The sequence below is a fragment of the Streptomyces sp. NPDC059373 genome (assembly GCF_042751495.1).
Taxonomy (GTDB): domain Bacteria; phylum Actinomycetota; class Actinomycetes; order Streptomycetales; family Streptomycetaceae; genus Actinacidiphila.
The window spans coordinates 24,758-50,867 of sequence record NZ_JBHYXC010000048.1 but is presented as its reverse complement, the minus strand read 5'-3'; the positions used below and the strand labels follow the sequence as shown (position 1 = coordinate 50,867).

At 70.7% G+C, this 26,110-nt stretch carries 28 protein-coding genes; 17 read left to right on the top strand and 11 right to left on the bottom strand.

Annotation, left to right across the window (positions count from 1 at the left end):
* Positions 1-52: 52 nt before the first annotated feature.
* On the bottom strand, positions 53-628 hold the full coding sequence (locus ACFXJ5_RS36175; protein WP_384641019.1) for a TerD family protein: 576 nt from the start codon (positions 626-628) through the stop codon (positions 53-55).
* 132 nt (positions 629-760) lie between these two features.
* Here ACFXJ5_RS36175 and arfB point away from each other — a divergent pair, with 132 nt between their 5' ends.
* Together arfB and ACFXJ5_RS36165 are read left to right on the top strand one after the other, a co-directional pair.
* Positions 761-1,198 (top strand): alternative ribosome rescue aminoacyl-tRNA hydrolase ArfB, encoded by a 438-nt coding sequence (gene arfB, locus ACFXJ5_RS36170; protein WP_384641017.1) that lies wholly within the window; start codon positions 761-763, stop codon positions 1,196-1,198.
* Between the two features lie 8 nt (positions 1,199-1,206).
* On the top strand, positions 1,207-2,325 hold the full coding sequence (locus ACFXJ5_RS36165; protein WP_384641014.1) for a threonine aldolase family protein: 1,119 nt from the start codon (positions 1,207-1,209) through the stop codon (positions 2,323-2,325).
* Between the two features lie 18 nt (positions 2,326-2,343).
* Here ACFXJ5_RS36165 and ACFXJ5_RS36160 read toward each other — a convergent pair whose 3' ends face one another.
* Positions 2,344-3,321, bottom strand: a complete 978-nt coding sequence (locus ACFXJ5_RS36160) for a zinc-binding alcohol dehydrogenase family protein (RefSeq protein ID WP_384641011.1) — start codon at positions 3,319-3,321, stop codon at positions 2,344-2,346.
* Between the two features lie 104 nt (positions 3,322-3,425).
* On the opposite strand from ACFXJ5_RS36160, the gene ACFXJ5_RS36155 reads away from it, so the two are divergent.
* Positions 3,426-3,740, top strand: a complete 315-nt coding sequence (locus tag ACFXJ5_RS36155; protein ID WP_384641008.1) for an ArsR/SmtB family transcription factor — start codon at positions 3,426-3,428, stop codon at positions 3,738-3,740.
* Here ACFXJ5_RS36155 and ACFXJ5_RS36150 read toward each other — a convergent pair.
* From ACFXJ5_RS36150 to cdgB, 3 genes are all read right to left on the bottom strand, one after another.
* Positions 3,737-4,423 (bottom strand): response regulator, encoded by a 687-nt coding sequence (locus ACFXJ5_RS36150; protein WP_384641005.1) that lies wholly within the window; start codon positions 4,421-4,423, stop codon positions 3,737-3,739. The genes ACFXJ5_RS36155 and ACFXJ5_RS36150 overlap by 4 nt on opposite strands.
* 41 nt (positions 4,424-4,464) lie before the next feature.
* Positions 4,465-5,649, bottom strand: a complete 1,185-nt coding sequence (locus ACFXJ5_RS36145) for a sensor histidine kinase (RefSeq protein WP_384641002.1) — start codon at positions 5,647-5,649, stop codon at positions 4,465-4,467.
* A 91-nt stretch (positions 5,650-5,740) separates the two neighbouring features.
* Positions 5,741-7,360, bottom strand: a complete 1,620-nt coding sequence (cdgB, locus tag ACFXJ5_RS36140) for a diguanylate cyclase CdgB (protein WP_384640999.1) — start codon at positions 7,358-7,360, stop codon at positions 5,741-5,743.
* Between the two features lie 415 nt (positions 7,361-7,775).
* Between cdgB and ACFXJ5_RS36135 the strand changes: the two genes are divergently transcribed.
* From ACFXJ5_RS36135 to ACFXJ5_RS36085, 11 genes are all read left to right on the top strand, one after another.
* Positions 7,776-8,249: a flavin reductase family protein gene (locus ACFXJ5_RS36135; protein ID WP_384641037.1), complete on the top strand. Its 474-nt coding sequence runs from the start codon at positions 7,776-7,778 to the stop codon at positions 8,247-8,249.
* Positions 8,250-8,365: 116 nt separating this feature from the next.
* Positions 8,366-9,274: a Rossmann-like and DUF2520 domain-containing protein gene (locus tag ACFXJ5_RS36130; RefSeq protein ID WP_384641034.1), complete on the top strand. Its 909-nt coding sequence runs from the start codon at positions 8,366-8,368 to the stop codon at positions 9,272-9,274.
* Positions 9,271-10,140 carry a pantoate--beta-alanine ligase gene (gene panC, locus ACFXJ5_RS36125; RefSeq protein ID WP_384640996.1) on the top strand — a complete coding sequence of 290 codons (870 nt, stop codon included), beginning with the start codon at positions 9,271-9,273 and terminating at the stop codon, positions 10,138-10,140. The genes ACFXJ5_RS36130 and panC overlap by 4 nt, the downstream gene beginning before the upstream one ends.
* A complete protein-coding gene (locus ACFXJ5_RS36120; RefSeq protein ID WP_384640993.1) occupies positions 10,137-11,819 on the top strand; it encodes an L-aspartate oxidase in 1,683 nt (560 codons plus the stop codon). The genes panC and ACFXJ5_RS36120 overlap by 4 nt, the downstream gene beginning before the upstream one ends.
* Positions 11,819-12,799 carry a carboxylating nicotinate-nucleotide diphosphorylase gene (nadC, locus tag ACFXJ5_RS36115; protein ID WP_384640990.1) on the top strand — a complete coding sequence of 327 codons (981 nt, stop codon included), beginning with the start codon at positions 11,819-11,821 and terminating at the stop codon, positions 12,797-12,799. Before ACFXJ5_RS36120 ends, nadC begins: the two co-directional genes overlap by 1 nt.
* Positions 12,799-13,596, top strand: coding sequence for a type III pantothenate kinase (locus ACFXJ5_RS36110; RefSeq protein ID WP_384640987.1), 798 nt, complete (start codon positions 12,799-12,801; stop codon positions 13,594-13,596). Before nadC ends, ACFXJ5_RS36110 begins: the two co-directional genes overlap by 1 nt.
* A gap of 81 nt (positions 13,597-13,677) precedes the next feature.
* Entirely contained in the window at positions 13,678-14,334 is a 657-nt protein-coding gene (locus ACFXJ5_RS36105; RefSeq protein WP_384640984.1) for a hypothetical protein, read from the top strand.
* Between the two features lie 81 nt (positions 14,335-14,415).
* Positions 14,416-14,598 (top strand): hypothetical protein, encoded by a 183-nt coding sequence (locus ACFXJ5_RS36100; RefSeq protein WP_384640981.1) that lies wholly within the window; start codon positions 14,416-14,418, stop codon positions 14,596-14,598.
* Between the two features lie 65 nt (positions 14,599-14,663).
* On the top strand, positions 14,664-15,059 hold the full coding sequence (locus ACFXJ5_RS36095) for a BlaI/MecI/CopY family transcriptional regulator (RefSeq protein WP_384640978.1): 396 nt from the start codon (positions 14,664-14,666) through the stop codon (positions 15,057-15,059).
* Positions 15,060-15,068: 9 nt separating this feature from the next.
* A complete protein-coding gene (locus ACFXJ5_RS36090; protein ID WP_127359932.1) occupies positions 15,069-15,587 on the top strand; it encodes an amino-acid N-acetyltransferase in 519 nt (172 codons plus the stop codon).
* Between the two features lie 144 nt (positions 15,588-15,731).
* Complete coding sequence (locus tag ACFXJ5_RS36085; RefSeq protein ID WP_127359933.1) at positions 15,732-16,073, top strand: histone-like nucleoid-structuring protein Lsr2; 342 nt, start codon at positions 15,732-15,734, stop codon at positions 16,071-16,073.
* On the opposite strand, the gene ACFXJ5_RS36080 is transcribed toward ACFXJ5_RS36085, so the two are convergent.
* Positions 16,004-16,477, bottom strand: a complete 474-nt coding sequence (locus tag ACFXJ5_RS36080; RefSeq protein WP_384640974.1) for a hypothetical protein — start codon at positions 16,475-16,477, stop codon at positions 16,004-16,006. The genes ACFXJ5_RS36085 and ACFXJ5_RS36080 overlap by 70 nt on opposite strands.
* Before the next feature lie 446 nt (positions 16,478-16,923).
* Here ACFXJ5_RS36080 and ACFXJ5_RS36075 point away from each other — a divergent pair, with 446 nt between their 5' ends.
* A complete protein-coding gene (locus tag ACFXJ5_RS36075) occupies positions 16,924-19,452 on the top strand; it encodes an ATP-dependent Clp protease ATP-binding subunit (RefSeq protein ID WP_384640971.1) in 2,529 nt (842 codons plus the stop codon).
* 359 nt (positions 19,453-19,811) lie between these two features.
* On the top strand, positions 19,812-20,510 hold the full coding sequence (locus ACFXJ5_RS36070; RefSeq protein ID WP_384640969.1) for a M23 family metallopeptidase: 699 nt from the start codon (positions 19,812-19,814) through the stop codon (positions 20,508-20,510).
* Here ACFXJ5_RS36070 and ACFXJ5_RS36065 read toward each other — a convergent pair.
* Positions 20,492-21,100, bottom strand: coding sequence for a TetR/AcrR family transcriptional regulator (locus ACFXJ5_RS36065; protein ID WP_384640967.1), 609 nt, complete (start codon positions 21,098-21,100; stop codon positions 20,492-20,494). The two genes, ACFXJ5_RS36070 and ACFXJ5_RS36065, sit on opposite strands and share 19 nt — an antisense overlap.
* Before the next feature lie 93 nt (positions 21,101-21,193).
* Between ACFXJ5_RS36065 and ACFXJ5_RS36060 the strand changes: the two genes are divergently transcribed.
* A complete protein-coding gene (locus ACFXJ5_RS36060) occupies positions 21,194-22,750 on the top strand; it encodes an MDR family MFS transporter (RefSeq protein ID WP_384640964.1) in 1,557 nt (518 codons plus the stop codon).
* On the opposite strand, the gene ACFXJ5_RS36055 is transcribed toward ACFXJ5_RS36060, so the two are convergent.
* From ACFXJ5_RS36055 to ACFXJ5_RS36040, 4 genes are read right to left on the bottom strand one after another with little or no spacing between them, the layout of a single operon-like run.
* Complete coding sequence (locus ACFXJ5_RS36055) at positions 22,730-24,187, bottom strand: sensor histidine kinase (RefSeq protein WP_459253999.1); 1,458 nt, start codon at positions 24,185-24,187, stop codon at positions 22,730-22,732. The genes ACFXJ5_RS36060 and ACFXJ5_RS36055 overlap by 21 nt on opposite strands.
* The gene (gene cseB, locus ACFXJ5_RS36050) at positions 24,184-24,873 is read right to left on the bottom strand and encodes a two-component system response regulator CseB (RefSeq protein ID WP_384640961.1); all 690 of its coding nucleotides are present in this window, start codon (positions 24,871-24,873) and stop codon (positions 24,184-24,186) included. Before cseB ends, ACFXJ5_RS36055 begins: the two co-directional genes overlap by 4 nt.
* Positions 24,866-25,468, bottom strand: coding sequence for a hypothetical protein (locus tag ACFXJ5_RS36045; RefSeq protein WP_384640958.1), 603 nt, complete (start codon positions 25,466-25,468; stop codon positions 24,866-24,868). Before ACFXJ5_RS36045 ends, cseB begins: the two co-directional genes overlap by 8 nt.
* Entirely contained in the window at positions 25,453-25,998 is a 546-nt protein-coding gene (locus ACFXJ5_RS36040) for a SigE family RNA polymerase sigma factor (RefSeq protein ID WP_384640955.1), read from the bottom strand. The genes ACFXJ5_RS36045 and ACFXJ5_RS36040 overlap by 16 nt, the downstream gene beginning before the upstream one ends.
* Positions 25,999-26,110: the final 112 nt, after the last annotated feature.

The window sequence follows — 26,110 nt, the reverse complement described above, 5'->3', positions numbered from 1 at the left end:
GCCCCGGTCCGCCCGGACCGGGGCCGGCGACATGAGCAGCCTGGCGTCAGCGTCAGAGGTTCACGCCGAAGTCGGTCGCGATGCCGACCAGGCCGGAGGCGTAGCCCTGGCCCACGGCGCGGAACTTCCACTCCGCGCCGTTGCGGTAGAGCTCGCCGAAGACCATGGCGGTCTCGGTGGCGGCGTCCTCGCTCAGGTCGTAGCGGGCGATCTCGGCGCCGCCGGCCTGGTTGACGATGCGGATGTACGCGTTCCGCACCTGGCCGAAGTTCTGGCTGCGGGTCTCGGCGTCGTAGATCGAGACCGGGAAGACGATCTTGTCGACGTCGGCGGGAAGAGCCGCGAGGTTGACGTTGATCGCCTCGTCGTCGCCCGCGCCCTCGCCGGAGCGGTTGTCGCCGGTGTGGACGATGCTCTGGTCCGGGGACGTCTTGTTGTTGAAGAAGACGAAGTGGCCGTCCGAGTAGACCTTGCCGCCCGTGTTGACCGCGATGGCGCTCGCGTCCAGGTCGAATTCGGTGCCCGTGGTGGTACGGGCGTCCCAGCCGAGGCCGACCGTGACGGCCGTCAGGCCCGGTGCTTCCTTGGTGAGCGAGACGTTGCCACCCTTGGACAGGCTTACAGCCATGAGGTCCCCTCCGTGATGTCGGTTGTTGCTGCCGACGACGCTACCTTCAAGGGTCACAACGCGGTCAGGGGACCGCATGGTTCCGTTACACGGCCAAAAAGCGTGTGACGGACAGGGCCGGGACACGGGATCATGGGACACATGTCCGGGCCCATCCTCATCCGCGGTTCGGTCTCCATCCCGGAGGCCGAGCTCCTGTGGCGTTTCTCCCGCTCCTCCGGGCCCGGTGGCCAGCACGTCAACACCAGCGACAGCCAGGTCGAGCTGCGCTTCGACCTGGCGAACACGGAATCCCTCCCGCCGGTGTGGAAGGAGCGCGCGCTCGAACGGCTCGCCTCCCGCCTCACCGGCGGCGTCCTTTCCGTACGCGCCTCCGAGCACCGCTCCCAGTGGCGCAACCGCGAGACCGCGGCCGCCCGCCTCTCCTCCCTCCTCGCGGAGGCCACCGCGCCCCCGCCGAAGGCGCGCCGCGCGACCCGCGTCCCCCGCGGCATCAACGAGCGGCGCCTGCAGCACAAGAAGCGCCGCGCGGAGACCAAGCGCGGCCGTACCGGCAAGGATTGGGGCTGAGCGCGGGAATGAGCGACGACGACCTGAGGGCGCGGCGGTTCGCGGCGACCCGCGCCTGCGACCGTGTGCTGTCGTACGGCAAGCCGCGGTCGATGGGCGACCACCTCGCACGGCTCTCGGCGTACGAGGGTCTGGACGGGCGCCCGGACATGTACGGCGACGGGGTCGTCGCCGAGCTGGAGCGCCGGGTCGCCGAGCTGCTCGGGACCGAGGCCGCGGCCTTCTTCCCCACCGGGACCATGGCCCAGCAGGCCGCCCTGCGCTGCTGGGCGGGGCGCACCGGCAACTCCACGGTCGCCCTGCATCCGCTCGCCCACCCCGAGTTGCACGAGCGCGGCGCGCTGTCCGCGCTGAGCGGGCTGCGGACCGTGCACCCCACCAACCAGCGGCGCCTGCCGGACGCGGACGAGGTCCGCGATCTCGACGAGCCCTTCGGCACCCTGATGCTCGAACTCCCGCTGCGCGACGCCGGTTTCATCCTGCCCACCTGGGAGGGCCTGACCGAGACGGTCGCCGCCGCCCGCGAGCGCGACGCCGTCGTCCACTTCGACGGCGCCCGGCTGTGGGAGTGCCCACCGCACTTCGGCCGCACCCTCCCCGAGATCGCCGCGCTCGCCGACAGCGTCTACGTCTCCTTCTACAAGTCCCTCGACGGCATCTCCGGCGCCTGCCTCGCCGCCTCCGCCGACCTGGTCGCCGAGGCCAAGGCCTGGCGGCACCGCTACGGCGGCCTCCTCTTCCAGCAGTGGCCCGCCGTCGTCGCCGCGCTCCACGGCCTCGATCACGAGCTGCCGCGCCTGCCGGAGTACGTCGCCCACGCGAAGGTCGTCGCGGCGGCGCTGCGGGAGGGTCTGGCCGCCGGAGCCGTGCCGTTCTTCCAGGTCCACCCGGAGACGCCGTACACCCACCAGTTCCAGGTCTGGCTGCCCTACCCGGCCGACGTGCTGGACGCGGCGTGCCTGCGGCAGGCGGAGGAGACCAAGTCCCAGGTCTTCGGCAGGTGGTTCGCCACGGAGGTCCCCGGCCTTTCGGCGACCGAGATGACGGTGGCGGCCTCCGCCCTGGAGTGGACGGCCTCGGACGTGACGGCGGGCGTGGCCGACTTCCTGGCGTACGTCACCGGCTGAGGCGCGGCCTGGACCGGCCTAGACCTCGACCCGCAGCAGCAGCTTGCCCGTTGTCGTGCGGGTGTCCATCAGCCGGTGGGCCTCCGCCGCCTCGGCGAGCGGGAACTCCGCCGTGACCGGCAGCGTCACCGCACCCTCGGCGACCGTGCGGAAGGCCCGGGCGGCGATCGCGCGCAGCGCCTGGGGCTCGGTCTGGGCGAGGGTGAGGATCGAGAAGCCTGCGACGGACACCGCGCCGGGGTAGAGCTCGGGCTGACCGACCTGCCAGGGTGCGGCGCCGCCGGCGTTGCCGAAGGAGACGAGGCGGCCGAAGAGGGCGAGCGAGGCGAGGCTGCCGCGCAGGGTGTCGCCGCCGACCGGGTCGAGGGCGAGGTCGACGCCCCGGCCCCCGGTGGCGCGGCGGACGTCGGCCGGGAAGCCGTCGCCGGTGAAGAGCTCGTCGTAGCCGTACTTGAGGGCGTGCTCGGCCTTGCCGGGGCTGGACACCACCCCGTAGACCGCACCCGCACCGGCCGCCTTGGCGAGCTGGCCGAGCACCGTGCCGACGCCGCCGGCCGCGCTCTGCACCAGGACCGTCTCGCCGGCGCGGAGGCGGCCGACCTCGTGCAGCAGGGCGTGCGCGGTGGGCAGGACGGTCGGCAGGGTGGCGCCGGTGCGCAGGTCCAGGCCGTCCGGGAGGGCGAAGACCGTGGTGGCGGCCGCCAGGACCACGTCCGCGTAGCCCCCGCCCTCCGTCAGCGCGGCGACCTCCTGGCCGGGCGTCAGCCCCGCCACCCCGGCGCCGACCGCGCGGATCCGCCCGGAGACCTCCAGCCCGGGGCGGAACGGCAGGGCGGGCACCCGGTAGCCGTCGGCGCGGGCCTTGAGGTCGGCGAAGTTGACCCCTGCGTACGCGACGTCGATCGTCACCTCGCCGGGCCCGGGCTCAGGGACCGGCGCCTCCACCACCGCGAGGACCTCGGGGCCGCCGTATTCACCGATCTCGACCGCGCGCATTACTACCCCCAGAGTGTTTAATGAAAAGCGAACACCTAGCCCTCCGGAGTGTACGGATCTCATCGAACACTCCGCAAGCAGGAACCCCGGAAGGACCCCCGCCCGTGAGCCACCGGCCCGCGCCCGAGCACACCCACCCCGACGACGTACCCGTCCAGGCGGCCCTCGCCGCCCTCGCCGACCCCGTACGGCTGCGGCTCGTCCGGGAGTTGGCCCAGGCGGCCGACTGGGAGCGGGCCTGCGGCACCTTCGACGTGCCCGTCGGCAAGGCGGCGCTGAGCCACCACTTCGCCGTGCTGCGCTCCTCAGGGCTGATCGAGCAGCGCGACCTCGGCGCCAGGCGCGTCAACCGCCTGCGCCGCGCCGAGTTCGACACCCGCTTCCCCGGCCTGCTCGACCTCGTCCTGCGCGACGCCTAGCCGCCGCTGCTGCCGGCCCGCACGAGCCCGGTCTCGTACGCCAGCACCACCGCCTGCACCCGGTCGCGCAGGTCGAGCTTGGTGAGGATGCGGCCTACGTGGGTCTTCACGGTGGCCTCGGACAGCACCAGCTTCCGGGCGATCTCGCCGTTGGACAGCCCCTGGGCGACCAGGAGCAGCACCTCGCGCTCGCGCTCGGTGAGCCGGCCGATGCCTTCCGCGCCGGGCTGGGCGGCGGTGCTGGGGAGCATGGGGGTGAAGCGGTCGAGGAGGCGGCGGGTGGTGCTGGGGGCGACGACGGCGTCGCCGCTGTGGACGGCCCGGATCGCGCCGAGCAGTTCGCTGGGCGGCACGTCCTTGAGCATGAAGCCGCTGGCGCCTGCCTTGAGCGCGGAGAAGGCGTACTCGTCGAGGTCGAAGGTGGTCAGGATCAGCACGCGCGGGCCGCCCTCCCGGTCCTGCGCGTCGCCGCAGATCTTCCGGGTCGCCTCGACGCCGTCCATCCTCGGCATGCGCACGTCCATCAGCACCACGTCCACCTTGGTGGCCCGCAGCACCTCCAAGGCCTCCGCGCCGTCGCCCGCTTCGGCGACGACCTCCATGTCGGGCTGAGCCTGCAGCACCATGCGGAAGCCGGTGCGCAGCAGCGCCTGGTCGTCGACGAGCATTACGCGGATCGCCATGGGTGTCCGGTCCTCTTTCTCTGGTGGGCTCTAGCGGGTGGTCAGCGGGTGGTCTTGATGGGCAGTACGGCACTGATCCGGAAGCCGCCGCCCGGCCGCGGTCCGGCGTCGAGCGTGCCGCTGACCATGCCGATCCGCTCGCGCATGCCGATCAGGCCCTGGCCGAGGCCGTCCTCGCCGCCCTCCTCGTACAGCTCGTGCTGGGCGCCGCGCCCGTCGTCCTCGATGAGCAGGGCCAACTCGTGTTCACCGAAGCCGATCCGTACGCTCGCGCTGACCTCGGGCCCGCCGTGCTTGCGGGTGTTGGTCAGCGCCTCCTGCACGATGCGGTACGCGGTCAGCTCGACGCCGCTGGGCAGCGGACGCGACTCGCCCGCCACCTCGAACCGCACCGGTAGCCCGGCCCCCCGCACCTGCTCGATGAGGTCGGCGAGCTGGTCGACGCCGGGCTGCGGGACGTACTCGCCGCCCGCGTCGTCGCTCGAGCGCAGCAGTCCGAGCAGCCGGCGCATCTCGGCCAGCGCCTGCCGTCCGGTGGACGAGATGGTCTCCAGCGCCTGCTTGGCCTGCTCCGGGGAGGCGTCCAGGACGTACGCGGCGCCGTCCGCCTGCACCACCATCACGGAGACGTTGTGCGCGACGACGTCGTGCAGCTCGCGGGCGATACGGGCCCGTTCGGCCGCCACCGCGGCCTTGGACTGCGCCTCGCGCTCCCGCTGGAGCCGGGCGGCGCGCTCCTCCAGCTGGGCGTAGTAGGCGCGCCGGGTGCGCAGGCTGTCGCCGATGACCCAGGCGAGGGCGAAGGGGATGGTCAGGAAGACCATGGAGATGAGGTTGCCCCAGTGGTCCTCGTGACTGCCGGGCCAGCGCAGCGTGGCGACGGGGGAGGCGCACAGGCCGCCGACGAGCGCGAGCCGGGAGGCCCAGCCGGGGCCGTTGGAGGCGACCGTGTAGATGATCACCAGCATGGCGAAGTCGGCCGGGTTGACCTGGACATCGGTGGCGATCTGGGCCAGGCCCGCGGCTATCGCGAGCAGCAGCATCTTCTCCGGGGCCCGGCGGCGCAGCGCGATGACGACGGACAGGGCGAGGGCGGTCACTGCGGCCGCCGCGAGATGGCGCCCCTCCGAGGCGATCCACAGGCAGGAGATTCCGAGCAGCACGAAAGCCCAGAAGGTGTCGACACCGGTCGGATGCCTGCGGAGGAAGTCGTAGAGGCGCTGCACGTCACCCAGCGTATGCACGCCACCCTTGTCCGGGAGTCAGTCGGCAGGGCGATCTGTCCTACTCCGCAGGGTGGAGCCCGGCGGAGTGGCGTCAGCCCGCGCGGCGGTGGTTGCGGTTGCCGGAGCGGGAGCGCTTCTCCAGGTACATGCGCTGGTCGGCGGATTTCAGGACCTGTTCGGCGGTCATGCCGCAGCCGGCCCAGCCGATGCCGAAGCTGGCGCCGACCCGGACCGCCCGGCCCTCGACGCGGATCGGCGGGATGATGGCGTTGCGAAGGCGTTCGGCGAGGTCGGCGGCGTCGTCGCGGGCCAGCCCGTCGGCCAGGACGACGAACTCGTCGCCGCCGAGCCGGGCGACGGTGTCGCCGTCGCGCACGACGCTGGTGAGCCGCCGGGCGACCTCGATGAGGACGGCGTCGCCGGTGTGGTGGCCGAAGCGGTCGTTGATGGACTTGAAGCCGTCCAGGTCGCAGAAGAGCACGGCCAGGCCCTTGCCGGCTACGGCGTCGCCCTCGGGGGCGATGGTGTGGGTGTGGTGGTCGTAGCCGACCAGCGGGGCCGCGCTCTCCTCGGGCCCGTAGCCGTAGCTGTACGCGTCGGCGTGCAGGGCGGCGCCGCTGTGGTGCGGCCGGTCGCAGAGCTTGCCGGAGAGCCGGGCGCGCAGTTCGGCGCTGTTGGGCAGGCCGGTCAGCGAGTCGTGGCTGGCGCGGTGGGCGAGGGCCAGCTCGCGGCTCTTGCGCTCCTCGATGTCCTCGACGTGGGTGAGCAGGAAGCGCGGCCCGTCGGTGGTGTCGGCGACCACGGAGTTGCGCAGCGAGACCCACAGGTACGTACCGTCGCGCCGCGACAGGCGCAGTTCGGCGCGGCCGCCCTCGGCGCTGGTGCGCAGCAGGACGCCGACGTCCTCCGGATGGACGAGGTCGGAGAAGGAGTAGCGGCGCATGATCGCCGCGGGTCGCCCGAGCAGTCGGCAGAGGGCGTCGTTGGCGCGTACGACCCTGCCGTGCTGGTCGCCGCCCATCTCGGCGATGGCCATGCCGCTGGGGGCGTACTCGAAGGCCTGGCGGAAGCTCTCCTCGCTGGCGCGCAGGGCCTGTTGCTCCCGCTCGAGGCGGACCAGGGCACGCTGCATATTCGCACGTAGACGCGCGTTGCTGATGGCGATGGCCGCCTGGAAGGCGTACATCTGCAGGGCTTCACAGGCCCAGGGGCCGGGGTGGCGGCCGTTGACGGGCTTGTCGACGGAGATGATGCCGATCAGCTCTCCGCCGCCCGCGGGGGAGGCGTACATCGGCGCGTAGAGCCGGTCGTCGGGGTGCCACTCGTCGGCGAAGCGCGGTGGGGGGCCTTCGGCGTGCCAGGTGGGGACGTCGTCGCCGTCCAGGACCCAGCCCTCGGTGTGGGGTATGAAGCGGAGCATGCCCCAGTGCTGGGCCATGTGGAGCCGGCGGTCCCAGGACGCACGGCTGCCGACCCGGCCGGCCAGCAGGGTCTCGGCGGCTGCGCTGCCGGAGACAGCGGCGACGACCAGGTCGCCGTCCTGGCGGACGAGGTTGACGGCGGCGAGCTCGAAGCCGAGGCCCTTGACGACGCCGTCGGTGACGGCCTGCAGGGTGTCGGCCAGACTGCGCGCGGTATTCAGCTCCGCCACGACCTGGTGCACTTGGCGCAGGGTGGCGAGTTGGACGTATGGCTCCGACTCGGTGCCCATCGCTCTCCCCGAGCCCTCGACAACAACTCCTGAGACTGCTTGTGACGCTGATTGCCTGCCTGGCTTCCGATTCTCATCGCAACTGAATCACAGCGAGCAGTTCGGCCGGTACACAGGGTCAACAATTCATGCCTCTTGTGACTCAAGTCACAGGAGTTTGTCAGATCTTGACTACGGTCGGTATAGCTTTGCGGATCGATGTCTTCACGTGTTGAACACAATTGATCGCTTGTGCCAGGGCTTGTGACCCGCTCGTGATGGGCGGCGGGTCCCGGGAGTCCTAGGACCCACGGGGTCCGCTTCTCGGTCCAGGGCCCGATGCGGCGGCCGACACGGCCCGGCTAGCGTTCCCGGCGTGCATCCTGAGACCGTGGCCCAGCCCGTTGAAGTCGACCCCGAAGCCTTCCGCGCCGCGATGTCCCGCCTGGCGGCGGGCGTCGTCCTGGTGAGCGCGCACGACCCCGAGGACGGTCCGCGCGGCGAGGACGTCGGGATGACGGCGACCGCCTTCATGTCCGTGTCGCTCGAACCCCCACTGGTGCTGGTCAGCCTGCGCGACGGCTCCCGCATGGACGAGCTGATGGAACGCCGGAGCCGCTGGGCGGTGTCCGTACTCAGCGAGAGCCAGCGGCACATCGCCGGGCGCTTCGCGCTGCGCGGCCGCATCAGCGACCGGCTGCTCTTCGAGGACGTGGCGTACTACCGGGGCGAGAAGTCCGGTGCGCCGATACTCGGCGGCGCGCTGGCCGTCCTGGAGTGCGAGACCGAGCAACGGGTGCCGGCCGGGGACCACACGCTGGTCATCGGCCGCGTCCTGAGCGCCCGCACCCCCAGCGCCGACGGCGGGCCGCTGCTCTACTTCCGGGGCCGCTACCGCTTCCAGGCCTGAACGCCCGGCAGAGGGCAGGAAACACTCCCGTAGCATGAAGCCGTACGTCCGGTACCCCGCGAGGACTGGAACGGAAGGCCAGCACAAGCGTGAACGCATCACACAACCCGGGGCGGATGCCCCTCAGGGCCGAGGGAGCAGGCGCGCGCCCGGCCCGCCTGACCGTCGGTGTCGTCGGCACGGGCCGCGTCGGCCCCGCGCTCGCCGCCGCCCTCCAACTCGCCGGGCACCACCCGGTGGCCGCCTCGGGCGTCTCCGACGCCTCCCGACGCCGGGCGGCCGAACTCCTGCCCGACGTCCCCCTGGTCGAGCCCGACCAGGTCCTCGCCCGAGCCGAGCTGGTGCTGCTCACGGTCCCCGACGACGCCCTCCCGGGCCTGGTCGCCGGGCTCGCCGAGACCGGCGCCGTACGGCCCGGGCAGCTCCTCGTCCACACCTCCGGCCGGTACGGGACCGGGGTGCTCGACCCCGCGCGCCGGGCCGGGGCCCTGCCGCTGGCGCTGCACCCGGCGATGACGTTCACCGGCACGTCGGTGGACGTCCAGCGGCTCGCGGGGTGCTCCTTCGGTGTGACGGCGCCCGACGAGCTGCGGATGGCCGCCGAGGCGCTGGTCATCGAGATGGGCGGCGAGCCCGAATGGATCGAGGAATCCGCCCGCCCGCTCTACCACGCGGGCCTCGCCATCGGCGCCAACCACCTGGTCACCCTGGTCGCCCAGTCCATGGAGCTGCTCCGCGCCGCCGGCGTCGCCGAACCCGGCCACATGCTCGGCCCGCTGCTCGGCGCCGCCCTCGACAACGCCCTGCGCTCCGGCGACGCGGCGCTGACCGGCCCGGTGGCGCGCGGCGACGCGGGCACCGTCGCCGCCCATCTGGAGGAGCTGCGCAAGCACTCCCCACAGGCAGTGGCGTCCTACCTGGCGATGGCCCGCGCCACCGCCGACCGGGCCCTCGCCAACGGCATGCTCAAGCCGGAACTGGCCGAGCCGCTGCTCGACGTCCTGGCCGACGGAGGGGAACGATGAGCGTCCAGCTGCTGGAGACCGCCGAGGAACTGCGGGCCTCCCGCGACCCCGGCCGCAGGCGGGCCGTCGTCATGACGATGGGCGCCCTGCACGAGGGCCACGCCACCCTGATCCGCACGGCCCGGCACAACGCGGGCGAGGACGGCGAGGTCGTCGTCACCGTCTTCGTCAACCCCCTGCAGTTCGGGCCGGCCGAGGACCTCGACCGCTACCCCCGCACCCTCGAAGCCGACCTCAAGCTCGCCGAGCAGGCCGGCGCCGACATCGTCTTCGCCCCCTCCGTCGACGAGGTCTACCCCGGCGGCGAACCCCAGGTCCGGCTCTCGGCCGGACCCATGGGCGAGCGGTACGAAGGCGCCTCCCGCCCCGGCCACTTCGACGGCATGCTCACTGTCGTCGCCAAGCTGCTGCACCTCACGCAGCCCGACGCCGCCTTCTACGGCCAGAAGGACGCCCAGCAGCTCGCGCTGATCCGCCGGATGGCCGCCGACCTCAACTTCCCGGTCGACATCGTCGCGGTCCCGACGGTCCGGGAGGACGACGGGGTCGCCCTGTCCAGCCGTAACCGATACCTCTCGTACGTCGAACGGGTGTCCGCCCGCGAGTTGTCCCGCGCCCTCTTGACCGCCGAACAGGCAGCCCCGCGCGGCCCGCAGGCGGCGCTCCGCTCGGCCCGCGCCATCCTGGACAACGCGGCGCGGACGGAGCCGCCCGTCGTCCTCGACTACGTCGCCCTGGTCGACCCCCGTGACTTCACCGACGCGGCGCCCGACCACACCGGCCCGGCGGTTCTCGCCGTCGCCGCGAGGGTCGGCACGACGCGGCTGATCGACAACATTCCCCTGGAGTTCGGAGCCCGCCCATGAGCGGCACAGGTACAGCTACCGGCATAACCCTGCACGCCGCCGCCCCCGGCTGGTCCCTGGACGCCGACGTGGTGGTCGTGGGCTCCGGCGTCGCGGGGCTCACCGTGGCGCTACGCTGCGCGGCCGCGGGCGAACGCGTCACCGTCGTCACCAAGGCCCGGCTCGACGACGGCTCGACCCGCTGGGCCCAGGGCGGGATCGCCGCCGCGCTCGGTGAGGGCGACACCCCCGAGCAGCACCAGGCCGACACCCTCGTGGCCGGCGCCGGGCTCTGCGACGAGGAAGCCGTCCGCATCCTCGTCACCGAGGGCCCCGACGCCGTACGCCGCCTCATCGCGACCGGTGCGCAGTTCGACACCGCCCCCGGAACCGGCGAAATCCTCCTCACCCGGGAGGGCGGTCACCACCGGCGCCGGATCGCGCACGCGGGCGGCGACGCGACCGGCGCCGAGATCTCCCGCGCGCTGATAGACGCGGTGCGCGCCGCCGGCATCGAGTTCATCGAGAACGCCGTCGTCCTGGACCTGCTCACGGACGCCGCGGGCCGCACCGCGGGCGTCACCCTGCACGTCATGGGCGAGGGTCAGCGCGACGGCGTCGGCTCGGTCCGCGCCAAGGCGGTCGTCCTCGCCACCGGTGGCATGGGCCAGGTCTTCTCGGCCACCACCAACCCCGCGGTCTCGACCGGCGACGGCGTCGCCCTCGCCCTGCGCGCGGGCGCCGAGGTGAGCGACCTGGAGTTCGTCCAGTTCCACCCCACCGTGCTCTTTCTGGGCCCCGACGCCGAGGGCCAGCAGCCCCTGGTGTCCGAGGCGGTGCGCGGCGAGGGCGCGTACCTCGTCGACGCCGACGGGGTGCGCTTCATGCAGGGCCGGCACGAGCTGGCCGAGCTGGCGCCGCGCGACATCGTCGCGAAGGGCATCATGCGCCGGATGCGGGAGCAGGGCGCCGAGCACATGTATCTCGACGGCCGCCACTTCGGCGCCGAGATGTGGGAGAACCGCTTCCCGACCATCCTGGCCGCCTGCCGTGCCAACGGCGTCGACCCGGTGACCGAGCTCATCCCCGTCGCCCCCGCGGCGCACTACGCCTCCGGCGGCGTCCGCACCGACCTGCGCGGCCGCACCACCGTCCCGGGCCTGTACGCCTGCGGCGAGGTCGCCTGCACCGGGGTCCACGGGGCGAACCGCCTCGCCTCCAACTCCCTCCTCGAAGGCCTGGTCTTCGCCGAGCGCATCGCCGAGGACATCACCGCGCACACCGAGGCGGCCCCCGGCGAGCCGGTCATCCCGGACCCGAGCCGCCTCCCGCTGCTCTCGTACGAGACCCGGTACGAGATCCAGCGCATCATGACCCGGGGCGCGGGCGTGCTGCGCAGCGCCGACAGCCTCAAGCAGGCGGCCACCGCCCTGGAGCGGATCCACGACCAGGCCGCCGAGGAGCTCGAACGCGACGGCAAGACCGCCGAGCCCTGCGTCGAGACCTGGGAGGCGTCCAACCTCAGCCTCGTCGCCCGTGTCCTGATCGCCGCCGCCCTGCGCCGCGAGGAGACTCGTGGCTGCCACTGGCGCGAGGACCGCCCGGACCGCGACGATGCGGCCTGGCGCCGCCACCTCGTCGTACGCCTGACCCCCGAGCGGACGCTCGCAGTGCACACCACCGAAACGGAGCAGTTCTGATGAGCACGCCCGACCTCCCCCTCCTCCCCGCCGACGAGGGCTGCGGCGACGACTGCGGTTGCGCCTCGGGCCACGAGGGCGAGGAGTACGAGTGCGGCCTCGACCCCGCGCTCGCCCAGCTCCTCACCGACGCGGGCCTCGACCCGATCGAGGTCGAGGACATCGCACACATGGCGATCTCCGAGGATCTGGCCGGCGGCGTGGACGTCACCACCGTCGCGACCGTCCCCGAGGACGCCGTCGCGACCGGCGACTTCACCGCCCGCGAGGCCGGCGTGGTGGCCGGCCTCCGGATCGCCGAGGCGGTCCTGTCGGTCGTCTGCACGGACGAGTTCGAGGTCGAGCGGCACGTCGAGGACGGCGACCTGGTCAAGGCCGACCAGGTGCTGCTCTCCGTACGTGCCCGCACCCGCGACCTCCTCACCGGCGAGCGCAGCGCCCTCAACCTGCTGTGCCGCCTCTCCGGCATCGCCACCGCCACCCGCGCCTGGGCCGACGCCCTGGCCGGCACCAAGACCCGGGTCCGCGACACCCGCAAGACCACCCCGGGCCTGCGCTCGCTGGAGAAGTACGCGGTCAGGTGCGGCGGCGGCGTCAACCACCGCATGTCGCTGTCCGACGCCGCCCTGGTCAAGGACAACCACGTCATCGCGGCAGGCGGGGTGGCGGCGGCCTTCAAGGCCGTGCGCGAGCAGTTCCCCGACCTGGACATCGAGGTCGAGGCCGACACCCTCCACCAGGTCCGCGAGGTCCTCGACGCGGGCGCCGACCTGATCCTTTTGGACAACTTCACCCCCGCCGAGACCGAGGAGGCCGTCGCCCTGGTCGCCGGCCGCGCCGCCCTGGAGTCCTCCGGCCGCCTCACCCTGGCCAACGCCCGCGTCTACGCCGACACCGGCGTCGACTACCTCGCGGTCGGCGGCCTCACCCACTCCTCCCCGATCCTCGACATCGGCCTCGACCTCCGCGCGGGCAACTGATGCTGCTCACCATCGACGTCGGCAACACCCACACCGTCCTCGGCCTCTTCGACGGTGAGGAGATCGTCGAGCACTGGCGGATCTCCACCGACCAGCGCCGTACCGCCGACGAGATCGCCGTCCTGCTCCAGGGCCTCATGGGCATGCACCCGCTGCTCGGCGCGGGCCTCGGCGACGGCATCGACGGCATCTCCATCTGCTCCACCGTCCCCGCCGTCCTGCACGAGCTGCGCGAGGTCACCCGCCGCTACTACGGCGACGTCCCGGCGGTCCTGGTCGAGCCCGGCATCAAGACCGGCGTCCCGATCCTCATGGACAACCCGAAGGAGGTCGGCTCCGACCGCATCATCAACGCCCTGGCGGCCATCCACCTCTACGGCGGCCCGTGCATCGTCGTCGACTTCGGCACCGCCACCACCTTCGACGCGGTCTCCTCGCGCGGTGAGTACGCGGGCGGCGCCATCGCCCCCGGCATCGAGATCTCCGTCGACGCGCTGGGCGCGCGCGGCGCCCAGCTCCGCAAGATCGAGCTGGCCCGCCCCCGCAGCGTCATCGGCAAGAACACCGTCGAAGCCATGCAGTCCGGCATCCTGTACGGCTTCGCGGGACAGGTCGACGGCGTCGCCGAACGCATGGCCCGCGAACTGGCGGACGACCCCGACGACGTCACCGTCATCGCCACCGGCGGCCTGGCACCCCTGGTCCTGGGCGAGTCGGCGGTCATCGACGCGCACGAGCCCTGGCTGACCCTCATAGGGCTGCGGCTGGTGTACGAGCGGAACGTCTCGACGACGTAGACCCGGATGTCCTGGGCTCGCGGCGCGCCCGGGCATATCTGGTTACGCGAATTTTGTCCGGTTAGTACGTAAAGTCATCCCATGCCCACGCCACACGGGTCCCGAGGCGGTATGGCGTTCAGCGCGGATGAACTGCGCGTGCTCCGGCGCGCCCTCGCAGCGGCCCTCCAGCCCACCACACCCACCCCCGAGGATGTCCAGGACTGTCTCCGGCTCGCCGGGGCAGTGGACGAGGCGAGCCGGGAGGGCGGGCGTCTGCGGACGTTCCTGCTCGCCGAGCTCGCCCGCTACCGGGCCGCGCTCCCGGGCAGCGCGGCCGGCTATCTCGAACGGCTGCGCGGCGCGCTCGACACCGGCTACGTCCCCGGCCCCGACGACCTCGCCGCCCTCCGTCACCTGCGGACCGAGCCCTGTGGAGCCGTCGAGGCCCACCGCAGGGCCGGAATGCTGCGCCGGTGCGAGCACCTCGCGGAACTGGACGTACGGGCCCGCCTCGCGGCCCGTGCGCCGGCCCGCATCCCGGCTCCGACACGGCCCCGCCTCCTCGCCCTGCCCGGCGGCCGGAACGACGCCGACGAGCGCAAGCCGAAGCCCCAGCCGGCCAAGCCCGAGTCCGAACCCAAGCGCAAGGTGCCGACCCCCGCCGAGATCTGGCCCAAGCGCCGCCGCGAGGCCCCGCAGACCCCGCCCGGCCCCCCGCCCCCGCCGGAGGAGCAGCACGAGCGCGCCACCGGCTGAAACGGGCCCCCTGGGCGCAGGCCCTTCCTGCGCCCAGGGGGCCTCGGCCTTGCCCCAAAAGGGCCTGGCTACTCTGGACCCATGGACTATGTCTCCGCACTCGTGCCGCCCGCGGTGATGGCCGTCGCCTTCACCTTCCTCATCCGGACCCTGATCAGGAGCCAGGGCGGGGCGAACAAGTCGAAGGAGGACGCCGCGGTGGACTCCGCTCTCGCGCAGGCGGAGGCCACCCGGCAGGCGAACGGCACCGGACCCCGGGTCTGAATTCAAGATCCGGCATTCTGAGTATTTCCGGCATTTGACGCGGTCCTGGCCACTACTATTTTGGTGTGCCACGTCCATTGGGAGACCTCGAAGACGCCGTCATGACCAGGGTGTGGGAGTGGAACCGCCCGGTGACGGTTCGCGAAGTGCTGGAAGATCTGCGTCGTGACCGTACGATCGCGTACACGACGGTCATGACCGTAATGGACAACCTCCATCAGAAGGGCTGGCTACGGCGGGAAGCCGAAGGCCGTGCCTATCGCTATGAGGCCGTTTCCACCCGGGCCGCTTACTCGGCGGCTCTCATGAACGAGGCCTGGTCGGCCAGTGACAACCCCGCCGCGGCCCTTGTGGCCTTCTTCGGGATGATGTCGCCGGAACAGCGGGAAGCCCTCCGGGACGCAATGCGTGTGGTGCAGTCCACCGACCCCGGAGCGTCGGATGGATCGGACGGGCGATAGCGTCCGCTCATGCCAGTCGCATCAAAAGACGTGACCATCCGACGGGCCCGTACGAGCGATGTGCGGTCGATCCGCAGGTTGCTCGACTCCTATGTCCGGGATCGCATCCTGCTCGACAAGGCGACCGTGACGCTTTACGAGGACATCCAGGAGTTCTGGGTCGCCGAACGGGATCAGGACGCCGAAGTCATCGCCTGCGGCGCACTCCATGTGATGTGGGAGGATCTCGCCGAGGTGCGTACTCTCGCGGTCGATCCCACGCAGCACGGGAAGGGTATCGGTCATCTCGTCCTGGAGAAGTTGCTGCAGACCGCGCGCTGGCTGGGAGTACGCCGAATTTTCTGTCTCACCTTCGAAGTCGACTTCTTCGCGAAGCACGGCTTCGTCGAGATCGGTGAGACGCCGGTGGACGGCGATGTCTTCGGTGAGCTGCTGCGTTCCAATGACGAGGGTGTCGCGGAGTTCCTGGACCTCGAACGGGTGAAACCCAACACCTTGGGTAACAGCCGCATGCTGCTGCACCTCTAACCGGACTGATCACAGAACCGTATGTCCGAATCGTCCCCCCGTCGAAGCATGGGGATCGGGACGAGTTCGTCCAAGGGGTTTGTGTTTTCCGGGAAAAGACGCTTTGCTTTTACCGGTTATCCGTATTCGATGAAAGGAAAGCCGGTGGCACAGAAGGTTCAGGTCCTTCTTGTTGACGACCTCGACGGCGGCGAGGCGGATGAGACCGTGACGTTCGCTCTCGATGGAGTGACGTACGAGATCGACCTCACCACCGCCAACGCCGACAAGCTCCGGGGTCTGCTGACCCCGTATCTCGACAGCGGCCGCCGCACCGGTGGCCGGGCCGGCCGCGGCCGTGCGGTCAAGGCCGCTCGTGGCGGCTCCTCGGCGGGCCAGGACACCGCGAAGATCCGCGCCTGGGCCAAGGAGAAGGGCTATGAGGTCAACGACCGTGGCCGCGTCCCCGCGACCATCCGTGAGGCGTACGAGAAGGCGCACGGCTGATCCGGCAGGTATTCCCGTAGCCGGAGCCGGTGGCAGGCGTTCGCGAGGGCGGACACCAGTGCCGCCAGGCCGACGCCCGCAGCGCCGGCTCCCAGGCTCAGGGCGGGGAGCTGTACATCCGGTCCGGGAGGTCGCAGCCATGCCGAGGCATATCGGTGGCACGCGGCCTCCCTGCCGTTCAACGGCACGAGATCGAGTGGAATCCCGCTCCACTCCAGCCATTCGAGCAGCCCGGGCAGATCTTCGGCACTGTCCGGCGCCACCAGGAACTGCATGCGCCGCCCCCGCAGAGCGACCGGCCCGGTGGCCGTGCAGCGGTCCAGCACCTGGAACCCCGCCTCGGCGGGCACGTCGAGCACGTCGTACGCATCCTCGTAACAGCCCATGCCAGGTGCAACTGACACGGGCGCGTCAGGTTACGAGGAGTCGCCGACCGTTACCCTCCGTAATCACCCGGTAGGTCATTCCCGCGCAAGCGTGTTCGCCCTTAGCAGACACCTACGGTGAATACGGCATGGAGTGTCCGTGCGAGCGGGTAAGAAACTCCTAGTGGGAAGGGACGAAGAGAGGGGTGCGAAGCTCGTTGGAAGGGTGGTGGCGGGCGACGGGTGGGCGTGTCGGCGAGGAGGGCGTTCGCCCTGGGCGTACTGGATATAGGTGCATCCGCCTGGCCTGCGGGAACATCGTCTCGCACCATCGGGTTGGAGCTGTTGTCGGCTGTGCGGGGCCAAACGGTCCCGGGCAGGTGCGACGGTTGAGAAGAGCTGCCCCGCTGTGCGGGACTAGCATGCGGAAGGACAGGGAGGGGACCGACCCCTAACTGCCCGACCGCTCTGAGGAGCGATTAACGATGTTCGAGAGGTTCACCGACCGCGCGCGGCGGGTTGTCGTCCTGGCTCAGGAAGAAGCCCGGATGCTCAACCACAACTACATCGGCACCGAGCACATCCTCCTGGGTCTCATCCACGAGGGTGAGGGTGTCGCCGCTAAGGCCCTGGAGAGCCTCGGGATTTCGCTCGAGGCGGTCCGCCAGCAGGTTGAGGAGATCATCGGACAGGGGCAGCAGGCCCCGTCCGGGCACATCCCCTTCACCCCGCGTGCCAAGAAGGTCCTGGAGCTTTCGCTCCGCGAGGCCCTCCAGCTCGGCCACAACTACATCGGTACGGAGCACATCCTGCTCGGCCTGATCCGCGAGGGCGAGGGCGTCGCCGCCCAGGTCCTGGTCAAGCTGGGCGCCGATCTGAACCGGGTCCGGCAGCAGGTCATCCAGCTGCTCTCCGGCTACCAGGGCAAGGAGGCCGCCACGGCAGGCGGCCCGGCCGAGGGCACCCCCTCGACCTCCCTCGTCCTGGACCAGTTCGGCCGCAACCTGACCCAGGCTGCTCGTGAGTCCAAGCTCGACCCGGTCATCGGGCGCGAGAAGGAGATCGAGCGGGTCATGCAGGTGCTGTCCCGCCGTACCAAGAACAACCCCGTCCTCATCGGCGAGCCCGGCGTCGGCAAGACCGCCGTCGTCGAGGGCCTTGCCCAGGCGATCGTCAAGGGCGAGGTGCCCGAGACGCTGAAGGACAAGCAGCTCTACACCCTGGACCTCGGCGCCCTGGTCGCCGGGTCCCGGTACCGCGGTGACTTCGAGGAGCGCCTGAAGAAGGTCCTCAAGGAGATCCGCACCCGAGGCGACATCATCCTGTTCATCGACGAGCTCCACACCCTCGTGGGTGCCGGCGCCGCCGAGGGCGCGATCGACGCCGCCTCGATCCTCAAGCCCATGCTGGCGCGAGGCGAGCTGCAGACCATCGGCGCCACCACGCTCGACGAGTACCGCAAGCACCTGGAGAAGGACGCGGCCCTTGAGCGCCGCTTCCAGCCCATCCAGGTCGCCGAGCCGTCGCTCCCGCACACCATCGAGATCCTCAAGGGTCTGCGGGACCGTTACGAGGCCCACCACCGCGTCTCCATCACCGACGAGGCCCTCGTCCAGGCCGCCACCCTGGCCGACCGGTACATCTCGGACCGCTTCCTGCCGGACAAGGCGATCGACCTGATCGACGAGGCCGGCTCCCGGATGCGTATCCGCCGGATGACCGCCCCGCCGGACCTGCGCGAGTTCGACGAGAAGATCGCCGACGTGCGCCGGGAGAAGGAGTCCGCGATCGACTCCCAGGACTTCGAGAAGGCAGCCTCTCTCCGTGACAAGGAGAAGCAGCTGCTTTCCGCGAAGACCAAGCGGGAGAAGGAGTGGAAGGCCGGCGACATGGACGTCGTCGCCGAGGTCGACGGCGAGCTGATCGCCGAGGTCCTGGCGACCGCGACCGGAATCCCCGTCTTCAAGCTGACCGAGGAGGAGTCCTCGCGTCTCCTGCGCATGGAGGACGAGCTCCACAAGCGCGTCATCGGCCAGAAGGACGCCATCAAGGCCCTTTCCCAGGCCATCCGCCGTACGCGGGCCGGTCTGAAGGACCCCAAGCGTCCCGGTGGCTCGTTCATCTTCGCCGGCCCCTCGGGCGTCGGAAAGACGGAGCTGAGCAAGACGCTCGCCGAATTCCTCTTCGGTGACGAGGACGCGCTCATCCAGCTCGACATGTCGGAGTTCTCGGAGAAGCACACGGTCTCCCGGCTCTTCGGCTCCCCGCCTGGATACGTCGGCTACGAAGAGGGCGGCCAGCTCACCGAAAAGGTGCGCCGCAAGCCCTTCTCCGTCGTCCTCTTCGACGAGGTCGAAAAGGCCCACCCCGATATCTTCAACTCTCTGTTGCAGATCCTGGAGGACGGTCGCCTGACCGACTCCCAGGGCCGGGTCGTGGACTTCAAGAACACGGTCATCATCATGACCACCAACCTCGGCACCCGGGACATCTCCAAGGGCTTCAACCTCGGCTTCGCGGCCGCGGGCGACACCAAGACCGGGTACGAGCGGATGAAGGCCAAGGTCGGGGAGGAGCTCAAGCAGCACTTCCGCCCCGAGTTCCTGAACCGCGTCGACGACATCGTGGTCTTCCACCAGCTCACCGAGGACGACATCATGCAGATCGTCGATCTCATGATCGCCAAGGTGGACGAGCGGCTCAAGGACCGGGACATGGGCATCGAGCTCAGCACCGAGGCCAAGAAGCTGCTCGGCAAGAAGGGCTACGACCCCGTGCTGGGCGCCCGGCCGCTGCGCCGGACGATCCAGCGTGAGATCGAGGACGCCCTCTCGGAGAAGATCCTCTTCTCCGAGCTGCGTCCGGGCCACATCGTGGTCGTTGACACCGAGGGTGAGGGCGACAACGCCAAGTTCACCTTCCGTGGTGAGGAGAAGGTCGCCGTCGCCGACACTCCGCCGGTCGAGGCCGCCGGTTCCGGTGGCGCGGGGCCGAACCTGAGCAAGGAAGCGTAAGCGCCCGAGCCAGGCACCGATCACAGGGGCTGCCCCGGACCGTTTCACACGGTCCGGGGCAGCCCCTTTTTCTGTGCCGTCAGGTTCTGCGAGGTGAGGACCTTCGTCCCGGTGGAATTGCCCGATGGTCCCGGGGAATTACCGGCCGTCTTTATGCGGCGGTGATGTGAGGCACGTGAGCCACTGCACCTACTAAGGGAAATAGTTTGGGTGCGGTCAGGAGAGTGGCGGCCGAATCGGCCCAGGTGAGGGTGGCTACTGCCTCGGATAGTAGAGACGTTTCTTGGCGTACGGCGCACTGCGGGTTACCAAGGGATGGGGCAAATCCCAATCCCGAGGAATCAGTGAGGTAATTCCGCATGCGCAAGAACTCCAGGAACGTCAAGAACGCCATGAAGGCCACGTCGCACATAGGCGGCAAGGCCGCCGTTCTGTCGGCCGGGGTCGTGGCGTCGCTGGCGCTGGGGGCGGCCGGGACGGCGTTCGCCGCGGAGGCGCACGCCGGCGGGATCCTCGCGCAGGGGACGGCGGAGAGCCTGGCCAAGACGATGAGGGCGCAGGCGGACGTCCAGAAGCGCAAGGCCGAGGTCGCCAAGGCGGACCGCAGCAAGCGGGCCAAGCTGGCGGCCAAGCGGGCCGCGGCGGCGCGGGTGTCGTGGGTGAAGCCGGTGGCCGGGTCGTACAAGCTGTCGGCGGGCTTCAACCAGAGCGGCGGCATGTGGTCGCACAGGCACTCGGGCCAGGACTTCGCGGTGAACTCGGGCACGAAGGTGCTGGCGGTGCACAGCGGGACCGTGGTGACCGCCGGGTGGGGCGGGGCGTACGGGAACAACATCGTGATCAGGCACGGGCACCACACGTACTCGCAGTACGGGCACCTGTCGAAGATCAAGGTGAGGGTCGGGCAGACGGTGAAGACCGGGCAGCGGATCGGCTTCTCCGGGAACACCGGCAACAGCTCCGGGCCGCATCTGCACTTCGAGATCCGGACGACGCCGGTGTACGGCTCGGAGCTGAGCCCGCTGCCCTTCCTGAGGCATCAGGGCGTGTCGGTCTGACCCCGGTGGGCGTCGCGGTGGGCGTCGCGGTGGGCGTCGGCGATGAGACCCTGGGCGACCTCGAGGATGGCGGCGCGTTTGTCGTCGGGGTCGCCCTCGATGTTCTGCATGGCGAACATGCCGGCGTGCATCGAGAAGAGCGCGGTGATGCAGCGGACCTGGTCGGTCATGGAGTAATCGGGCTCCTTGAGCAGTCCGCCCAGGGCCTGGATCTTCGACTTGAAGGTCTCGCCGATGCTGAGCTCGCGCACCGTGGCCTGGTTCTCCTGCATGAAGCGGAAGAGCTCGGCCGCTCCCCACAGCGTTTCGCTGTAGCGGCGCAGGACCTCCTGCTTGGTGGCGAGGGTCCGGGGCTGGCCGGCGGCCCAGTCGATCAGCTCGTCCACGGGCCTGGCCAGGTCGTCGACGATGCTGATGAGGATGTCCTCTTTGGTCTTGAAGTGGTAGTAGAGGGCGGCCTTCGTGACGTCGAGGTGCTCGGCGATCTCGCGTAGGGAGGTCTTCTCGTACCCCTGCTCGGCGAAGAGCGACAGCGCGACGTGCTGGATGCGGTGTCGCGTATCACCCCTGCGTACATGCGGCGTTGCCATGGGCAAACTTTAACTTACTTGACGACCGGCTAGCGGCCGCATACTGTCGCACAACAAAACAACTAGCCGGTCGGCAAGTAAGGGGAGCTGGACATGGCGACGACACAGCAGCCACCGCAGCGCAGCGTGCGGGTGGTGCTGTTCGGGCTGATGATCGCGATGTTGCTCGCGATGCTCGACAACATGATCGTCGGCACCGCGATGCCGACCATCGTCGGTGAACTGGGGGGTCTCAACCACCTTTCGTGGGTGGTCACCGCGTACACCCTCGCGACCGCCGCCTCGACCCCGATCTGGGGAAAGCTCGGCGACATGTACGGCCGCAAGGGCATCTTCATGTCGTCGATCGTGATCTTCCTGATCGGCTCGGCGCTGTCCGGCATGGCGCAGGACATGGGGCAGCTGATCGCCTTCCGTGCCATCCAGGGCCTGGGCGCGGGCGGCCTGATGGTCGGCGTGATGGCGATCATCGGTGACCTGATCCCGCCCCGGGAGCGAGGCAAGTACCAGGGCATGATCGCCGGCGTGATGGCCGTGGCGATGATCGGCGGTCCGCTGGTCGGTGGCACGATCACCGACAACTGGGGCTGGCGCTGGAGCTTCTACATCAACCTGCCGCTCGGCGCGGTCGCCCTGTTCATGATCTCGGCGGTGCTGCACCTGCCGAAGAAGCGGGTCGAAGCCAGCATCGACTACCTCGGCGCCGCCCTCCTGACGGTCGGCATCACCTCGCTCGTCCTGCTCACGACCTGGGGCGGCAACCAGTACGCCTGGGGGTCGGGCCAGATCATCGGGCTGCTGGTGCTCGGCGTCGCCGCTCTCGCGGCCTTCGTGTACGCCGAGACGCGGGCGGCGGAGCCGGTGGTGCCGCTGCACATCTTCCGCAGCCGCAACTTCTCGCTGATCTCGGTGATCGGCTTCCTGGTCGGCTTCGTGATGTTCGGGTCGATGACCTTCCTGCCGCTGTTCCAGCAGACCGTGCAGGGCGCTTCGGCCACGAACTCCGGGCTGCTGCTCCTGCCGATGCTGCTGGCGATGATGATCGTGTCGCTGATCGCCGGACGGGTGACGACGCAGACCGGCCGCTACAAGGTCTTCCCGATCGTCGGCGGCGCTTTGATCACCGTCGGGCTCTATCTGCTGTCGACGATGGACACCGGGACCACCCGCTTCACGTCGGGGCTGTACATGGCCGTGCTGGGCGCCGGCATGGGCTTCCTGATGCAGATCACGATGCTGATCGCGCAGAACAGCGTCGAGATGAAGGACATGGGCGTGGGCTCGTCGTCCTCGACCCTCTTCCGGACCATCGGCGGCTCGTTCGGCGTCTCGCTCTTCGGGGCGATCTTCGCGCACCAGGTCACCGCCACGATGGCGGCACGGTCCGGCCAGGCTGGGGCGTCGGCGACCTCCGGGGCGGCGCAGCTGGACATGGCCAGCCTGGCGAAGCTGCCGCCGGCGGTGAAGGACGCCTATCTGCACGCGGTCGCGTCCGGTACGCACCACGTCTTCCTGTGGGGCGCGGCGGTCAGCGTCGTGGGCTTCGCGGCGGCGTTCTTCGTCAAGGAGATCCCGCTGCGCGGGGCCCTGCCGAAGCCGGCGGAGGAAGAGGCGCCGCCGGCCGACTCGCTACTCGCCCGGCAGGACTAGCTCGGCGATCGCCCCGCCGCCTTCCTGTGGCGGGGCGTTGCGGAAGGTGAGGCGGGCGCCGAGCACACGCGTCTGGCCGGCCGCGATGGTCAGGCCCAGGCCGTGGCCGCTGCCGGCGCGGTCGGCGGAGCCGGTGCGGAACCGGCTGGGGCCGTCGCGGAGCAGGTCGTCCGGGAAGCCGGGGCCGTAGTCGCGGACCTGGATGGACGGCCCGTCCAGGGTGACCTCTATCGGGGGCTTGCCGTGCCGGACGGCGTTGGCCAGCAGATTGGCCAGGATGCGTTCGAGGCGGCGGGGGTCGGTGCGTACGACCGCGTCCCCGCGGATGGTGACATGCGCGGACGGGGATGCCACGGCGACCCGGCGGCGTACGAACTCACCCAGCGCGACCTCCTGGAGGTCGGCGTGCTCGGCGGCGCCGTCGAGGCGGGAGACCTCCAGCACGTCCTCGATCAGGGTGCGCAGGACGGCCACCCGGTCCCGTACGAGCTCCGAGGGGCGGCCCGGGGGCAGCAGTTCGGCGGCGGTGACCAGGCCGGTGACCGGGGTGCGCAGCTCATGGGCGATGTCGGCGGTGACGCGGCGCTCGGCTTCGAGGCGACCGGCCAGGGCGTCGGCCATGGCGTCGACCGCCCGGGCCAGCTCGTCGGTCTCGTCGCGCACCCGGGCGCCGATCGCGTCGCGGACCCGTACGTCGGTGGCGCCGTCGGCCACCTGGCCGGCGGCCTCGGCGGCCTTGCGGAGCCGGCGCGACAGCCGGCCCCCGATGAGGACGCCCAGGGCCGTGCTGCCCGCGACGACGGCGACCGAGCCGGCGATCAGGGCCTGGTCGAGGTCCGTCAGCACGGAGAAGGTGTCGGAGAAGCCGGCGTGCAGGGACATGATCCGGCCCCCGGTGACCGGGGTCGCGGCCCAGATGACGGGGGAGCCGCCGGTCTGCTGGACGTAGGTGGCGCGCTTGCCCTCGCGGGCGAGGTGCTTGAGCTCGGCGGGCAGGGCGGGGTCGTCGAGGCGGGCGTTGATGCTGAGCCGGCCCGAGGACTCGTAGATCCGCTCGGCGAACTGCACGCGCTCGTTCTGCACGTCGCGCGAATTGTCGATCATGCTGGCGCGGGCCGCGTTGTGCACGACCAGGCTGAGCATGAGCGCGACCAGCGCCGAGACGGCGGCGATCGCCGCGCTGAGCTTCCAGCGCAGTCCGCTCTTGGCGGGGCGCAGGCGCGCCAGGAAGGGCTTCCGGGTCGGCCTGACCGTGTCCCCGGGAGTGATCGCGGCACGGGTACGGGTCCCGCCGCCGTCCGGGCCGCCGGCCCGGGTCGGGGCACGGGTTCCGGCGCTCGCCCCGGAGTCGCGCGGCACCCTCGTCGCAGCGTCCGCCCCGGCAGGGGGCGTGCCCTCGGTGTCGCCCCTGACCTTCTTCGTGAGCACCGCCTTCACGCCTTCAACTTGTAGCCGAAGCCCCGCACGGTCTCGATCCGGTCCTGGCCGATCTTCGCGCGCAGCCGCTGTACGTGGACGTCCACGACCCGCGTGTCGCCACCCCAGCCATAGTCCCAGACCCGCTCCAGAAGTCGGTCCCGAGACAACACGGTCCCGGGGGAGGCGGAGAACTCCAGCAGCAGCCGCATCTCGGTCGGGGTCAGCGCGACCGGCTCACCGCCGCGCCGCACCTCCATCGCGTCCGGATCGAGCTCCACATCCCCGAAGGACAGCACTCCGCAGTCCTCCGTCTGCTCGGCGGCCGCCGCCGAGGCCTGGCCGAAGCGGCGCAGGACCGCCCGGATCCTGGCGGTCAGCACGGCGCCGTCGAAGGGCTTGGTGACGTAGTCGTCGGCGCCCGCCTCCAGGCCCAGGACGACGTCGATGGCATCCGCCCGCGCCGACAGCATGATCACCGGCACCGTCGACTCGTCGCGGATCCGGCGGCACAGGCTGACCCCGTCCAGTCCCGGCACCATCACATCGAGCAGCGCGATGTCGGGCTGCTCGGCCCGGAAGGCCTGCAGGCCGGCCAGCCCCTCGGGCACGGCGGTGACCTTGAAGCCGTCGCGCTCCAGGGCGAGCGTGGTCGCCTCACGGATGACGTCGTCGTCCTCCACGAACAGGACGTGCGTCTCAGCCATGGGAGTCCTTGTTGGCGCCGTAGTCGCGATGCGTGAACGAGACCTCGCCGAAGCGTGTGCCCGTCCAGCGGTAGGTGGTGATGTCCTCCCCGGAGGGATTCGACACCGAGTCCTGCGGCTCGTACACCTGATGGGTGACCTTCAGCTCGTCGTCGCTGATCTCGGCGACCACCGGCGGCTGCTCGTCCACGAAGACGTTGCGGTACTTCCCGTCCTGCAGCTGGTAGACGTAGCTTCCGATACCCACGCCGTCGGCGCAGGTCGAGACATTGACGACCATGTCGGTGCGGGCGCCCGAGGAGGTCCCGGTCAGATCCCCGAAGCGGGTTGCGACCGGGTAGGAGGTGCGGCCGCCGCAGCTCACCAGGTCCTCGCGGATGTCGGAGGCGACCTTGGGGTCCTTCTTCAGCAGCTTCACCGGGTCGGTGCCGCTGGCGGCGGACGGGGTCGCGTAGGCCGTCACCGCGGCCGAGTCGGTGCTCGCGGTGCCTTCCTCGCGTACGCCGCCGGTGTGATGGCAGCTGGCCACAGCGATCAGAGCGCCGCACAGGGTGACCGTGGCGGCGGCGGTGACCGGGACTATGCTGCGGCGCACGCGACCTCCGTCCTGCTGTAGCTGTACCCGTTGACGTGCCTGTTCTGCTCCAGCTCGGCGCGCAGTCGCGCCAGCGCCCGGTGCAGGGTGCTCTTCACCGTACCTACCGACATGCCGAGCGCGTGCGCCGTCTCCTCGGTGCTGAGCTGACGGTAGTGGCGCAACAGGACGACCTGCCGCTGCTTCGGGGCCAGGACGGTGAGCGCGTCGACCAGCATGGCCCGGTCGGCGCGCTGCTCGGTGCAGTCGTCGACGGCGTCCTCGGGGAGGTCGACGGTCGGCACCTCCTCCAGCTTGCGCTGGCGCCACCACTCGGTGCGGGTGTTGATCATGACCCGGCGCATGTACGCGTCCGCCAGCCCCTTGTCGGCGATGTCCTGCCAGCGCGGGTAGGTGCGGGCAAAGGCAGTCTGGACCAGGTCCTGGGCGTCGATCGGGTCCGGGACGAGCCTCCGGGCGCTGCGCAGCAGGGCATCCTGCCGCGTGCGTACGTAATCCTCAAAGTCCAGTACCTGGGCGTTCGCCGCCATGGGTTGGTCCCTCCGTCCGGTGTCCCCGTATCGCTCGATCACGATGCGGCTGACGCTACGGAGCGGATGTCCGGCTTCTGCGACCGCGCGCGCACAGCGTTCGCACAGGCGG

Bases quoted from the DNA above. Each gene is read 5' to 3' on its own strand.
- panC (WP_384640996.1), top strand. From the start codon at position 9,271: ATGAGCGTCCAGCTGCTGGAGACCGCCGAGGAACTGCGGGCCTCCCGC.
- ACFXJ5_RS36100 (WP_384640981.1), top strand. From the start codon at position 14,416: ATGGACTATGTCTCCGCACTCGTGCCGCCCGCGGTGATGGCCGTCGCC.
- ACFXJ5_RS36135 (WP_384641037.1), top strand. From the start codon at position 7,776: ATGTCCCGCCTGGCGGCGGGCGTCGTCCTGGTGAGCGCGCACGACCCC.
- ACFXJ5_RS36060 (WP_384640964.1), top strand. From the start codon at position 21,194: ATGGCGACGACACAGCAGCCACCGCAGCGCAGCGTGCGGGTGGTGCTG.
- ACFXJ5_RS36165 (WP_384641014.1), top strand. From the start codon at position 1,207: ATGAGCGACGACGACCTGAGGGCGCGGCGGTTCGCGGCGACCCGCGCC.
- ACFXJ5_RS36160 (WP_384641011.1), bottom strand. From the start codon at position 3,321: ATGCGCGCGGTCGAGATCGGTGAATACGGCGGCCCCGAGGTCCTCGCG.
- ACFXJ5_RS36070 (WP_384640969.1), top strand. From the start codon at position 19,812: ATGCGCAAGAACTCCAGGAACGTCAAGAACGCCATGAAGGCCACGTCG.
- ACFXJ5_RS36175 (WP_384641019.1), bottom strand. From the start codon at position 628: ATGGCTGTAAGCCTGTCCAAGGGTGGCAACGTCTCGCTCACCAAGGAA.
- cseB (WP_384640961.1), bottom strand. From the start codon at position 24,873: ATGGCTGAGACGCACGTCCTGTTCGTGGAGGACGACGACGTCATCCGT.
- arfB (WP_384641017.1), top strand. From the start codon at position 761: ATGGGACACATGTCCGGGCCCATCCTCATCCGCGGTTCGGTCTCCATC.
- ACFXJ5_RS36130 (WP_384641034.1), top strand. From the start codon at position 8,366: ATGCCCCTCAGGGCCGAGGGAGCAGGCGCGCGCCCGGCCCGCCTGACC.
- ACFXJ5_RS36110 (WP_384640987.1), top strand. From the start codon at position 12,799: ATGCTGCTCACCATCGACGTCGGCAACACCCACACCGTCCTCGGCCTC.
- ACFXJ5_RS36090 (WP_127359932.1), top strand. From the start codon at position 15,069: ATGCCAGTCGCATCAAAAGACGTGACCATCCGACGGGCCCGTACGAGC.
- ACFXJ5_RS36150 (WP_384641005.1), bottom strand. From the start codon at position 4,423: ATGGCGATCCGCGTAATGCTCGTCGACGACCAGGCGCTGCTGCGCACC.
- ACFXJ5_RS36075 (WP_384640971.1), top strand. From the start codon at position 16,924: ATGTTCGAGAGGTTCACCGACCGCGCGCGGCGGGTTGTCGTCCTGGCT.
- ACFXJ5_RS36105 (WP_384640984.1), top strand. From the start codon at position 13,678: ATGCCCACGCCACACGGGTCCCGAGGCGGTATGGCGTTCAGCGCGGAT.
- ACFXJ5_RS36065 (WP_384640967.1), bottom strand. From the start codon at position 21,100: ATGGCAACGCCGCATGTACGCAGGGGTGATACGCGACACCGCATCCAG.
- ACFXJ5_RS36120 (WP_384640993.1), top strand. From the start codon at position 10,137: ATGAGCGGCACAGGTACAGCTACCGGCATAACCCTGCACGCCGCCGCC.
- nadC (WP_384640990.1), top strand. From the start codon at position 11,819: ATGAGCACGCCCGACCTCCCCCTCCTCCCCGCCGACGAGGGCTGCGGC.
- cdgB (WP_384640999.1), bottom strand. From the start codon at position 7,360: ATGGGCACCGAGTCGGAGCCATACGTCCAACTCGCCACCCTGCGCCAA.
- ACFXJ5_RS36040 (WP_384640955.1), bottom strand. From the start codon at position 25,998: ATGGCGGCGAACGCCCAGGTACTGGACTTTGAGGATTACGTACGCACG.